The 13,123-nt window shown below is 40.4% G+C and carries 9 protein-coding genes; 8 read left to right on the forward strand and 1 reads right to left on the reverse strand.

Features of this window, described 5'->3' with window-relative positions; translation table 11 throughout:
• Positions 1–7: 7 nt before the first annotated feature.
• Positions 8–1,372, reverse strand: a complete 1,365-nt coding sequence (locus AC1XUO_RS05275) for a sugar transferase (RefSeq protein ID WP_483328720.1) — start codon at positions 1,370–1,372, stop codon at positions 8–10.
• A 1,929-nt stretch (positions 1,373–3,301) separates the two neighbouring features.
• On the opposite strand from AC1XUO_RS05275, the gene AC1XUO_RS05280 reads away from it, so the two are divergent.
• The 8 genes from AC1XUO_RS05280 (at position 3,302) to AC1XUO_RS05315 (ending at position 13,079) form a co-directional block, all read left to right on the forward strand.
• Positions 3,302–5,665, forward strand: coding sequence for a GumC family protein (locus tag AC1XUO_RS05280; protein WP_483328721.1), 2,364 nt, complete (start codon positions 3,302–3,304; stop codon positions 5,663–5,665).
• A 79-nt stretch (positions 5,666–5,744) separates the two neighbouring features.
• A complete protein-coding gene (locus AC1XUO_RS05285) occupies positions 5,745–6,659 on the forward strand; it encodes an O-fucosyltransferase family protein (RefSeq protein WP_483328722.1) in 915 nt (304 codons plus the stop codon).
• 56 nt (positions 6,660–6,715) lie between these two features.
• On the forward strand, positions 6,716–8,083 hold the full coding sequence (locus AC1XUO_RS05290) for a lipopolysaccharide biosynthesis protein (RefSeq protein WP_483328723.1): 1,368 nt from the start codon (positions 6,716–6,718) through the stop codon (positions 8,081–8,083).
• A 76-nt stretch (positions 8,084–8,159) separates the two neighbouring features.
• Complete coding sequence (locus tag AC1XUO_RS05295; protein ID WP_483328724.1) at positions 8,160–9,044, forward strand: alpha-1,2-fucosyltransferase; 885 nt, start codon at positions 8,160–8,162, stop codon at positions 9,042–9,044.
• Between the two features lie 22 nt (positions 9,045–9,066).
• Positions 9,067–10,299: a hypothetical protein gene (locus AC1XUO_RS05300; RefSeq protein ID WP_483328725.1), complete on the forward strand. Its 1,233-nt coding sequence runs from the start codon at positions 9,067–9,069 to the stop codon at positions 10,297–10,299.
• Between the two features lie 11 nt (positions 10,300–10,310).
• Positions 10,311–11,585 carry a glycosyltransferase family 4 protein gene (locus AC1XUO_RS05305; protein ID WP_483328726.1) on the forward strand — a complete coding sequence of 425 codons (1,275 nt, stop codon included), beginning with the start codon at positions 10,311–10,313 and terminating at the stop codon, positions 11,583–11,585.
• Complete coding sequence (locus tag AC1XUO_RS05310) at positions 11,582–12,406, forward strand: glycosyltransferase family 2 protein (protein WP_483328727.1); 825 nt, start codon at positions 11,582–11,584, stop codon at positions 12,404–12,406. The genes AC1XUO_RS05305 and AC1XUO_RS05310 overlap by 4 nt, the downstream gene beginning before the upstream one ends.
• Positions 12,399–13,079, forward strand: a complete 681-nt coding sequence (locus AC1XUO_RS05315; RefSeq protein ID WP_483328728.1) for a serine O-acetyltransferase — start codon at positions 12,399–12,401, stop codon at positions 13,077–13,079. Before AC1XUO_RS05310 ends, AC1XUO_RS05315 begins: the two co-directional genes overlap by 8 nt.
• Positions 13,080–13,123: the final 44 nt, after the last annotated feature.

A 13,123-nucleotide genomic window follows, 5' to 3' on the forward strand; every position in this document is an offset into this window, starting at 1 on the left:
TAGGAACTTACTGTCCTCGGCCCGAAACCATCAGCTGCATGGTTTTTAAAATAAGTTCTATGTCAGAAAATATGCTGTATTCCTTTAAGTATTGAAGGTCGTATTTCAAGCGCTCAACATTTTTTGCCATGGAGTCGGCATAACCCACCTTGATTTGTCCGATAGAAGTAATGCCTGGTTTAACGGTCAATAACCGCTGAAAATCATGTGGTTCAGCTTCCATCAGCATATCGACATCGTATTTATAAAGCGGCCTTGGACCAACAATGGACATGTCTCCACGAAGAACATTATAAAATTGTGGCAGTTCATCCAGCCTGGATTTGCGAAGAAAATGGCCAATCCTGGTAATCCGTTTATCGTTGCTTCCCTGTGAATGCTGACCCATTTTATCTGCGTTAACAACCATACTTCTGAATTTGTAAATTTCAAACATTTTACCCCACTGGCCGCAACGTTTCTGGCGGTAGAAAATCGGGCCTGGAGAGCTCAATTTTATAGCGGCCATCAGTAGCAAAAATACCGGAAAACCCAGAATCATGATCGTCGATGAAATGATGAGGTCGAATGAACGCTTCAAAGTTTTTTCATTGACACTGGAAAAGGGTTTGGTGTTTACCTGGATAATCGGCATCAGGTCATGGTATTCGATTGTGGCCATATTGGTCATAAACCCACGAAAATCAGGAACCAGCCGAATATGCGTTTTTTGGCGCTCGCCTAATTTGATCACGCTCTTAATCTGTGCATCACTCAAATCTGACAAACAGCAGTATACAAAATCCAGCGTGTTTTCACCCATAATGGCTTCAAGCATGTCTAGTTTCTCGGTGCTTTCATCAAACTCAAAGGTGCCGCAATAGCGATATCCTAATTCTTTCCTTTCATTGTAAAAATCAAATATCATTTCAGCCAGATCGCCTTTCCCCAGAATTGCATAATTTCGATAGTTGTAGCCCGCTTTCCGATACATATATAATGTTAGCACAATAACCGCCCGGGCAATCAATGCCATACCTGCAAATACAATGTAAGTAACAATGAACTGCTGTCTGGAATAATCGTCTCCTCTGTGCGCAAGGTAAAGCAGTCCCATGATTATGGAAGCATGTAGTAGTGCAGCCTTTCCTAAATTGACAACCTGATTTCTGAAATTGAAAGAAATCCTCGTAAAATGGTAGGTTTGAAGGATGTAGATAACAAAGATCCAAACAAGGTTGGCGGTCAGTAAAAGGATGACATACTGCTGATCCAGAAAATACTTCCAGTTGCCAAACCGTTGGAAGCATGCCACAAGGAACGAAAGATTCAAAAGAATCACATCGATCCACAAGTGGGCATTAGGCATAAGGCGAGGATAGCGCTTTTTCATATTATTAAAATATTATGCTGTGAGAATATATTAATACATCAACAAATTGACCAGATGACCTTCAGGCAGCGTAACGTGTGACCTGGTAACCATTACTTCGATCATACATTTTTTTATATAGACAGACCTCTTCCGAGCCAGTGCAAAACACCGCAAATTCTTGATCGCTGAATATTTGAACCAAATAATCTGTTGCGCGTCTTTTACTAAATTGAATTTTAGGTTAACAAATTTTCATAAGTAAACTAAAAGCATTTTTCGGCAAAAGCGTATTGTTAAGTCGTTGTTTAAGAATTTTTAATATGTTGATACAGAGCGTATCCGCTGTATATCTCAATAAATATATTTAGAACATTGTTGATGTTGCTGCATTTCTGCGCAGTTCGTTGTAGTGTGTGTGAACCTGGAAATCCGGAAGTATGATTATATCAATTTCGGTTGTTGCAATGACATAGACCTATCACGGCATTTATCTAATTGTTTCGGGTAAATCGGGAGTGTTGTATATACAAATCTAGAAGAGATAACGGTGATATGCAAATTTATCATATCTATATTTTTTAAACGGATGTAATTACAACCGCTTTTTTGAAGTATTTTAAGCGATTGCCAAAGGATATTTGCCGTTTAATAAGTTTGACGGAAATCTCGAATCTATCCATAGTATTATTTTATATAAATTTATTACATATCTCAATATAGATTAAGGCGCAGATAATCAGCTGTTTAGATAGTTTTTTATTTATTGAAGTCTCGATTTTACGGAATAGCTGAGTTCTTAAAAAAATCCCCCGGGATAAATTTTTATCAAATCTACTGCAATTTATTAAATGGTAATTTTCAAGGCTCAGCACTGAACGCAGGCTCTAAAGTCCTGATGAGGAGAAAACCGGAAATGTGGCGAATAAAATATAACGCTAATATATATACGTTTATGGTCTTTTTAGGAATTACTTTGGGATGCTGGATTGTGATAAATGTTATTAATTCTACAAGTTAGTTGTCAAAATAATGAATATGTATAATTATTGACTTACAAAGTGCAAAATGACGTTCTGGCAAAATTCTCGGTTCGCAGCCATCCGCTAAAAGCCATAGTATCATTTTTACACCAAGTCATTGAAATAGTTGTGTTTTATTTCACAAGTCATTGTAAGCATTAAACTGAGCGCTCTGCTTCGTTGCAAGTGTTGCGACTATTGAATAAAACCATACGAAACAGAATAATGAAATGGGAATCTTATAGTTCTACGTGTCGTAAAAATTTTTCTACTGATTTCGTCCTCTATAGACGAACATTTATCCCCGGAAGAATTTGATCAGTTTGCAACTTTGTGTTAAGAACATCCAGTTCGACACACTGATTTGGAAGCCTTAATGTCTAAAATCTGACGAAACTTATTAAACGGTTTCAGTTAGAGTAAATAAATATTTGTTAGTACTTAACAAGGAAATGTAGAAAACATTTTAGTTAAAATCTCCTAAGTAATACGCAAGTCAAGTAACGAAAATTTTAGATTGACTTATATAAAAGTTTGTCATCATTATATTTTGCCATAAAAAATTTGGTGAAAGAGCCTTCATTATTTGATTTAGGAAATTTATCTCTACCTTTGCTTATGACAAAGCACTACTCACAACATTTTATAATTATTCAGTGAAAGCTGAATTTTTTTCAAACCATAAGCAAAAACAATCAAGTTCGATTTAGGGAGCAAAACACAAAATAGACCGTGTGCAACGCACCCTTATTCAGGCTCAAAATTCTGCCAAATTAAATAGAGAAAATTCTAAAATAGCACGTCTTGTAAGCAGCGGATTTTAAATTAATTCTGGTATGCTCAAAGCACACGCCCACTAAAATATTACTCCCGTTTTCCCTGGCACTTTATCATTGTTTTGTTTTCGAACTAATACAGGTAACTAATTATGAGTACACAGCTAGCCCAGTTTACACCCTTTAGAATTCCGCAGGAAAAGCAGCGCAGTATCAATGTGAGCAGTATACTCAAAAAATACCTGTATCACTGGCCGCTTTTTTTTATCGGGTTATCGTTAGCAGCAGTTGGAGTATTTACTTACTATCAAGTCGCTAAGCCGGTTTATGAAATCAAGGCCACTCTTCTGATCCAAAATGAAAAGAAAACTTCCGACCAGCAATCACCTTTGCATGAAATTGATCTGTTGAGTACAAACCGGATCATGGAGAATGAATTTGAAATCCTTAAATCAAAACAGCTGATCAGTGAAGTGGTTCGCGATTTAAAACTTGATATAGGCTACCAAAAGATGGACGGTCTTGCTACCGAGGATCTTTACAAAAACAGCCCGGTAAAACTCACATTGATCAATCCAACCGGAAATTACTCCAACGCAACTGTCAACCTTGTCATTATTGATCAGAACTCGTTTTTTGTGAGCATGCCGGATGGAAACCTGAAACAGTTTTCATACAAAGAAACTTTCAGGAACAATTTCGGTAGTTGGAAACTTGAACCAACAGCCAGTATCGGAGAATTTAAAGGAGCGAAAATCAGGGTTGTTTTACACGATCCGGAAAGTTTAGCCATTCAATACCAAAAACGAATTGGTGTCGCACTATCCAGTAAATCGTCAACAGCAGCCGTTTTGACAATTTCTGATCAGGTTGCGCAACGCGGAAAAGATATATTGAATCGTCTGATCCAAAACTATAAAGTTGCGGGGATACTTGTCAAGAAACAGGAAACCAGAAGTACACTCGATTTTATTGATTCGCGACTGACTACACTGGCCAGCGAACTAAATAGTGCCGAAAAGGGTATCGAAACCTTTAAAAGCAGCAGAGGACTCACAGATCTGAGCTCTGATTCGAAGATCAGTCTGGAAAATATGCAGGCAAATGATGCGCGTCTGAGTCAGGTTAATGTCCAGCTTAGTATCATTGAAGGAATCGAAAGATATATTAATTCCTCATTAAACGCTGGTAAAACGCCGTCCACTTTGGGAATTGATGATCCGGCTCTCAGCAGCCTCATCGAAAAGCTTGCTCAGCTTCAACTTCAGCGGGAAAGATTGCTGGCTACAACGCCGGAAACCAATCCGGATTTTGAACCGATCAACCGATCCATAACCGTTACAAAAGCAGCGATAAAAGAGAACGTTTCTAGTATACGTTCCACTTTGCAGAACACACAGGAAAAATTACAATCATTCAACGACAGCTTTCTCTATTCGATTAAGAATATTCCCGTTCAGGAGCGTCAGTTCATTAATATCAAAAGGCAACAGGCTATCAAGGAAGGGCTGTACACGTATCTTTTGCAAAAAAAGGAAGAGGTTTCTGTCAGTTACGCATCCGCGCTGGCCAATGATCGAATTGTGGATGAGGCGTATGCAGGAGCTCCTAAAAATGCTATGAAAGCGATGATTTTCGCGATCGGAATATTTTTCGGCCTGGCCTTCCCGGCAGGTTTGATTTATGCCAGAGGCGTGATCAGTCCGAAAGTGAATGATCTTCAGGAATTGAAGGATTCAGGAGAAATCCCGATCATCGGAGAGCTGCCCTACGAGCCTTCAAAAAGTAAAATCGCGATTACCGGAAACAGTGCAACCGCGATCAGCGAGCAGTTCAGAGCATTGAGAATAAAAATGTATTATCTCTTTGGTCAGAAAGAAAGTGGGCGGGTCACTTTGGTTACATCCAGTATAGCTGGTGAGGGTAAGACCTATGTCAGCAGCAACCTGGGCGTTGCAATGGCCTATTCGGGAAGAAAAACGGTCCTGGTCGAACTTGATTTAAGGAAACCCAAACTGGCTGAAGTGTTTGAGATTAATAAGGCACACCCCGGAATTAGTGATTTTTTAAACGGAAAAGCCTCAGTCGATGAAATTATCCAAAGCTCAAAACTGGAACCGACACTCGACATTATCGGCAGCGGGGCCCTTGTTCATAATCCTTCCGAGCTTTTGGAGCGACATCAGCTCGCTGATCTGATCATGAGTTTAAGGGATATTTATGATGATGTAATTATTGATAGCCCTCCTGTCCATTTGGTTCCGGACGCTATGATTATTTCAAGAGTCGCCGATATGACGCTGTATATGATCAGACAGGGTTATACCAAAGCCGATGAGCTGGATTTCCTGAAAGACCTGAACAAGCAAAATCAGCTTGTAAACATCAATATCATCTTTAACAGCATTCAACGTATTCGTTATGGTTACGGATATAATTACGACAATAACTACTACAACAGTAAAAAGCCAAGCTTGCTGAGTTCGATTTTTGGAAATTTTACGAGCAGATTCTAACATCCCATTTCACCAAAATTCAACCCGAAGCTTTGCAGGATCTTTCGAGCATGTAAACCTGTACTTGACCTATAAAATAATGAAAAAGAAAATCATCGTTGTTCCTCAAGCCGGCTTAGGCAACAGAATGCGCGTACTGGCTTCGGCCGTGCAACTTGCGAAAAGAGATAATCGTGAGCTTTGGATCGCCTGGCCGGTCAATACGGCACTGGGCTGTGAATTGACTGATATTTTCCAAAGCATTGGTATGGAATATTCGGTTCCGCCGAGATGGATCAATTTCCTTTTAACCAATATTTACAGACCAGGTTCTAACGCAAGATTTTACGTATTTTTAAAGTTTATTTCGAGTTTTTTTGCCGGGCAAACGTTATTTGATGATGATATTCGTGACGACAAAACGAACCGTGTAAAACAACTTAAAATCAGCAGTGAAGAATCTACGGTGCTGATAGCAACCTGTTTTCCATTCGGCGATCAGGAAGTAGAAGAGACCTACAACGATTACATGAAAAATGAGGAGTTGGCTGAGCAGTTTGCTAATTTCAAATTCAGTGAAATCTTAAAGGAAAGAGTAAAACAGGAATATCAAAAAATAGGTGGGTCCTACATTGGCATTCATATCAGAAGGACAGACCATGTGCATACAACCAAGGACAGCCCTGATGAGAATTATATCATTCAGATTGACCGTTATCTTGCTGAAAATCCTTCCCAGAAGTTTTTGATGGCAACGGATGATGAGCCTACCAAAATTTTCTTCCGACAGAAATATGGTAAGCAGATGAATGTCTTCAACCATAAGATCGGGCGTGACGATCTCGAAGGAATTTATGGCGGCGTAGTTGAGCTTCTGATGCTGGCCAATTCCAGTAAGATTATCTGTTCCTGCAAAAGTTCATACAGCAATACGGCGATCGTGCTGGGAGGTATTAAGGATATCGTCTACATTGATACCCATGTTTTTGATACGGCAAAACAGATCCAGGCTTAGATTAAACAGATTCAGCGTTACCGATACCTATTTCAGGTAGATAAACCCCAGCTTTGATGACGAATGTTCTGCACTTTATAAGCAACAATTTCACGAAAGGCCACGAGCGAAGTATTAAGGCTAAGAAAAATATTGGATTGTCTTTTCTAATCAAAGGTGCCAGTATTGCGATCAGTTTGATTCTTGTCCCGCTGACTATAAATTATATTAATCCTTACCGTTACGGAATCTGGCTAACGTTAAGTTCTGTGGTCAGCTGGTTTAGTTTCTTTGATATTGGGCTGACAAACGGACTGCGTAATAAGCTGGTACAAGCAAAATCAGAAGGTAATATTAAACTCGCTAAAATATACATCAGTACAACTTATAGCATTCTGGCACTGATTTTCGCCGGTGTCTGGGTTTTATTGATGATTACGAATCAGTTTTTGAACTGGTCGGAGATACTGAAAATTTCTCCGAGTATGGAGTCGGAAATTTCATTTTTAGCGATCATTATTTTTTCCTACTTCTGCCTGCAATTTGTGCTTAGGGTTATTACCACACTGATTATTGCGGATCAGCAACCGGCCAAGACTTCCCTGCTTGATTTGTTGGGGCAAATCCTTTCGCTGATCCTGATTTTTATTCTGGTAAAAACCTCGGACGGCTCTTTGGTGAAACTAGGTATTGCACTCTGCGTTTCACCATTGATCGTACTGGTAGGCGCAAACCTGTACTATTTCAATGGTGTCTTTAAAAAATACCGTCCCAGTTTTTCTGATGTGAAGTTTGCTTATTCGAACGATCTATTAAAACTGGGTTTCAGCTTTTTCGTCATTCAGATCGCAGCAATTATTCAGTATGAATCGGCTAATATTATTATTTCCAGAAATTTCGGAGCAGCGGAGGTGACTTCATATAATGTAGTTTACAAGTATTTCGGGATTTTGCACATGGTATTTATGATTTTCATAACACCATTCTGGTCGGCATCTACCGAAGCTTTTTTTAAAAATGACATTGCCTGGATCAGAAACGGGATACGCAAATATAATATGCTGAACATCGCCATGTTTTTTGGAGGCCTTCTGATGCTGCTGTTTTCTGATATGGCATACAGCCTTTGGCTGGGTAAAGGGAAAGTTGATATTGATTTTTCGCTGTCACTCTACGGATTCATATTTTTCAACGTCGGCATGTTCGGTAGTAAATATGTGAATTTTCTGAATGGAATAAACGCCCTCCGGCTTCAGTTCTGGTCAAGTGTTATCAGTCCGTTTCTTTACGTTGGCACCGTGCTTGTGCTGATCAGGTATTTTCACATTGGTGTTTACGCCGTATTTATCGGAGCCATCATTGCCAATATCAACGCATACCTAATCGCCCCATTACAGTATTATATGATTATTGTAAAAGGCAAAAAGGGGATATGGATCAGGTAACGGGCCGTTCGGGAAATGGGCCGTGCGCCGATAGTCAAGTGGTTTTAAGATTTTTGTAACCATACATAGCAACGTAATGAACAAAGTTTTACTTTACGGAGGCCTGGGAAATCAGATGTTTCAATACGCGCTTTTTTTAGCACTCAATGAAAAAGGGATAAGATCCCGCGTTTCGATTTCTGAATACTTCGGGCATGTGCATCACAACGGATTTGCTATGGCTCATGCATTTGATCTGGATCTGCCGTTCCCTGTAAATTTTCAAAACTTTTTTCTCACGAAGGGCCGCCCAATATTCGAAAATAAACTCTCTTACTTTCTATTGCGCCAAATTCTGAAAATTCAAAAGAAAACGGTATCAGTTTATAAGGAGAAAAAAGAGTTTATCAGAGATGAAAATGTGTTTAAGCAGCGTGGTGTCACACTTATGGGCACCTGGCAGGCCGAGGCTTACTTTGAAGATATCGAAAATGTTGTCCGGGAAAATTTCGCATTCAGAAAACCAACGGACCGTAGAAATATTGATTTAAGTCGTGAAATCTCCGAACGGAACGCGGTGAGTATTCACATCCGACGCGGTGATTATTTAAATGCAATATGGGCCGGGAGCCACATGGTCATCAAGGACAAAGCCTATTTTGAAAACGCGATTGAGCTGATCGAAAACAGCACGGACAATCCGCATTTCTACATTTTTTCTGATGACATGGCCTGGGTTAAAAATAATATCAGAATTACAAATTGTACCTATGTGGATCATAACAGTGGTATGAACTCATACCTGGATATGTATCTGATGAGCCTTTGCAAACATAATATTATTTCCAACAGCACTTTCAGCTGGTGGGGAGCGTGGCTCAACGCCAATACAGCAAAGATCGTCGTGATGCCCGACCGATGGCTGCAAAATGACAGTGCTCAGGGAATTTTTCCTTCCGAGTGGGTAAAGCTTGAAGTTTAACAGCACACTTGTTTCTGTTTATATGTTTGATTTAAAAAAATTGACCTCTTTTGACTGGGTAATGGTGGGTTTTATCCTCCATGCGTTGGGTGGAATGTTCTTCGATACTTCCAAGGCCCTATGTTATTTGCTGTGCGCTGTGGGGCTGATCATTATTTTTTATAATGCAGTCTTTCAAATGCAGTTTCAAAAGCCCTTCAACGGAATAATGCTGGTGATCTTTATTTTGTTTTTACTTTGGACAGCAATCATATTATTGCGGCCGTTTTTGAGCCGGGAAACATTTTCTTCCGACGGCTATTCACTGATCAACCGTTATACATGGCTCTCGTTTATCACACCGCTCATCGTCTTTCTGGGTTTTGGTCAGGTAACAATTAGCAGTGTTTTCAAATTTACGTTTGTTCAGGGCATCATCGGAATCGTGCTTTTGATTTTGAATTACAAACAGATTTTTCAGGCCAATGAAGATATCGATGTCGAAGAATATCAGACCTATATCGGCGTAATATATATTCCGCTCCAATATCTTTTTGCATCATCCTTTATGATCCTTTGTTCTGAATTTCTTTCAGTCAAATATCGGGTGATGGCATATTTTACGATGTTTACCTGTGTTTTTCTGGCCCTTTATTCAGCCCGGCGGGGAAATCTTTTCATGTATCTGTTGATCGTTCTGTTTGCTTTTATACTCAATATCGCAGCTTCCAAGGGTGTTTCAAAATTATTGAAACTTGGGATTGTCGCTGTAACCATCCTGTTTGCGATACTGCTTTTTAACATTTATGCGGGCTCGACTTTTGCGCTGTTTCTCGCACGGCTTGAAGAGGATACCAGAACGGGCGTAGAGGAATATTTTTATTTCAGCTTTCAGGGCGAATCGATGGACTGGCTCATCGGACGTGGACTTAACGGGACGTACTATTGTCCTATTTTTGATATGTCAAGCGTAAACCGGGGAATGATTGAAACAGGATATCTGCATTTAATATTAAAAGGAGGAATTCTTTATTTAGGTCTGTTTTGCTTTCTGGTACTGCATTCGGCTTATCTCGGACTTTTCCGTTCCAATAATATTATGACAAAAGGAATGGCATTCTACCTGGTTGCGCACATTATCTTTTTGCTTCCCTTTGGTTTGCCTGCCTTTAATTTTGAATACATCGTGCTGTGGATCTGCGTACTTTATTGTCAATCCAAAGAATTTCGGATGTGTTCAAATACTGAAATAAAATTACACCTAGCTTACAATTAAACAACCAGACCGTGAGAATACTTTGGTTTGCCATCACACCCTGCGGAGCCGCAGAGAAGCTGACACCAGGTTCGTTTACCGCGGGCTGGCTGGCTTCGCTTGAACAGCAAGTAAAGCTTGATCCCCTGATTGATCTGGCTGTCAGTTTTTACTACAACGGTGAACTCGATCCGTTTGAGTATAAATCCGTCCAGTATTATCCGGTTGCGCGTGGCAGGGGCCAGACCAAATTTGCCAAAATAATGGATCGGCTCGAAGCATACCAGGCCAACCGGGATGAGCGCTATGTTGAGAAACTTATAAGGGTGATCGAAACAGTCCGGCCGGATGTGATCCATATTCATGGAACGGAAGATAATTTCGGCTTGATTCAGAAGTACATACAACTGCCGGTTGTGTTTTCTATTCAAAGCCTTCTGACACCGTATTGCGAAAAGTATTTTTCGGGAATTCCCCGCAGCGTTGCTTCGTCAAAGGAAAATTTCAGCTCAAAACTCCTGATTGATTCCGTTGTAAATAATTTCTTTTTGTTTTCCAAATGGGCAAAAAGGGAAGTGGAAATGCTCAAACCGGCACGCTTCATCATCGGGCGTACAAGCTGGGATAAAAGAGCAACGCGGATACTGGCACCCAAGAGCCTGTATTTTGTCGGGAATGAGATTATGCGGAGCAGCTTTTATTCAAAAGAATGGAAAAAGAGGGCTTTTGATACAAAAATAAAAATTGTCACAACCATGAGTGGCGGCTTATACAAAGGAATGGAATCCGTTCTAAAAACTGCTGCTGTGCTGACCGATTACAAGTTCGATTTTGAGTGGCTGGTTGTCGGACAAACGGAGTCGGGCAAATATCCTCAAATGGTTCAACGCTGGCTTAAACAGGATTATGCAGTGAATGGAGTAACATTTCTCGGCAGTAAAACGGAGCCGGAGCTTGTTGAAATACTTTGCGGGGCGGATATCTATTGCCAGGTCAGTCATATCGAAAATAGTCCCAATAGTCTCTGTGAGGCAATGCTGCTCGGAATGCCTGTGGTAGCCACTTTTGCCGGCGGAACGGATTCGATGCTTGAAAACGGCTCGCAGGGAATGCTGGTGCAGGATGGTGATTCCTACTCCCTCGCCGGAGCGATCACGGAGCTTGCCGGAGATTTTGAAAAAAGCCGGGAGTATGGGCAAAATGCCAGAAAAGTGGCACTTGAAAGACATGATCCTAAAAAAGTAGCAAACGAGATTATTGATGTATATAAAGCGATTTATTCATTGGTAAATAAAAGTGAATTATGAACAACTTGAAAGTATCCATTGTAACGCCCTCCTACAATCAGGGTCAATTTATTGAAGAAACCATTCAATCGGTTCTTGATCAGGATTATGACAACCTGGAATATTTGGTCATTGACGGAGGTTCAACTGATAATACGGTTGAGGTGATCAAAAAGTACGAAGACAAGCTCAAATACTGGGTGAGCGAAAAGGACAACGGACAGACACACGCAATCAACAAAGGATTTGCGATGGCGTCTGGTGATATTATTGCCTGGATCAATAGCGATGATGTTTATTGCAAAGGCGCGATACAGGCGGTGACAGACTTTTTTGAAAAAAATCCACAGGCCAATGTCGTGGTAGGAAACGGACTTTTTATGGACTATAAAGGGGAGGTTTATGAAAGAAAATATCCGAACATCTCCCGGTTCCAGGAAAAACATTGCATGATGTCGATCTTTCAGCCAAGCACTTTTCTGAGAAGAAGTATCCTGACTGATATAGGATTTCTGAATGAGGATTACCAGATGATCATGGATGCAGAATGGTTTTACAGGATCGCTGCGCAGTATCCTTTTTATGTGATCGATCAGGATCTTTCGATTTTCAGATGGCATAAGGACAGTAAGTCTTCGAGCGATCATAATTCCAAACTTTTCAAACGTTACATGCATGAGCATTTGACGGTTGTAAAAAGAGCGCATCCTGGCATGGCCGGACTGATCACCACGTTTCCAAAGGTCTCATTTAAAGCGCATATCTACGCCGGTTTCGCAGTAAGGTTCCTGAGACGACTCTACAAAAGAGAGTTATATAAAATGAAAGATACCAATGTCTGATGCAGCCACTTTTTCATCGAACTTTCAAAATAACCCGGATCTGGCGGCGGATCAGGCTGATAAACATATCTATTTTGTAGATCTGTCAGACAACGGCAGTAAAATGAAGCTGTGTTATCACCTGCTGATTCTGGCTTTAAGGTTTATCACGATCATCCCGCACCTGCTGGTTTTTGCCTTTCATCGTAATAAACAATTGATCCTGTCCGATACCGGAACTGTTAAAAACCTGATTTTGTCGCTGGTGTTTGCAAGGCAGTACAGAAACCTTTTTTACCACCGGATCGGCAATATCAAATATTTTTTCAAGTGGATATTACCTGAAGACCGGACACTTGATATCCCAGGCAGTATGAAGATTGGCCGAACGGCTCTTTTCATTCACAATACTTCAAGTTTCCTGAACGCAGAAAGCATCGGAGATTATTTTGTCTGTTATCACCACGTTACGCTCGGTACCAACAGACTTGGAGGGCAAAAAAAACCGGTGATCGGCAATCATGTAATGATTTGTACAGGCGCTGTCGTGGTAGGTGGGATTACGATCGGTGATCATGTGATTATCGGTGCAAATGCAGTTGTAGTTAAAGATGTTCCGCCGAATTGCACTGTCATCGGATCTCCGGCCCGTATCGTGAAACAGAATGGAATTCGTGTAGATATTCCGCTTTGATCATTTTAAGTCGTTGTTAATCAGTTGCTAATTGAATATTTCGT

This window comes from Dyadobacter sp. HNCC25DJ186 (genome assembly GCF_056895235.1).

Bases quoted from the DNA above. Each gene is read 5' to 3' on its own strand.
- AC1XUO_RS05310 (WP_483328727.1), top strand. From the start codon at position 11,582: ATGAACAACTTGAAAGTATCCATTGTAACGCCCTCCTACAATCAGGGT.
- AC1XUO_RS05290 (WP_483328723.1), top strand. From the start codon at position 6,716: ATGACGAATGTTCTGCACTTTATAAGCAACAATTTCACGAAAGGCCAC.
- AC1XUO_RS05280 (WP_483328721.1), top strand. From the start codon at position 3,302: ATGAGTACACAGCTAGCCCAGTTTACACCCTTTAGAATTCCGCAGGAA.
- AC1XUO_RS05275 (WP_483328720.1), bottom strand. From the start codon at position 1,372: ATGAAAAAGCGCTATCCTCGCCTTATGCCTAATGCCCACTTGTGGATC.
- AC1XUO_RS05315 (WP_483328728.1), top strand. From the start codon at position 12,399: ATGTCTGATGCAGCCACTTTTTCATCGAACTTTCAAAATAACCCGGAT.
- AC1XUO_RS05285 (WP_483328722.1), top strand. From the start codon at position 5,745: ATGAAAAAGAAAATCATCGTTGTTCCTCAAGCCGGCTTAGGCAACAGA.
- AC1XUO_RS05300 (WP_483328725.1), top strand. From the start codon at position 9,067: ATGTTTGATTTAAAAAAATTGACCTCTTTTGACTGGGTAATGGTGGGT.
- AC1XUO_RS05295 (WP_483328724.1), top strand. From the start codon at position 8,160: ATGAACAAAGTTTTACTTTACGGAGGCCTGGGAAATCAGATGTTTCAA.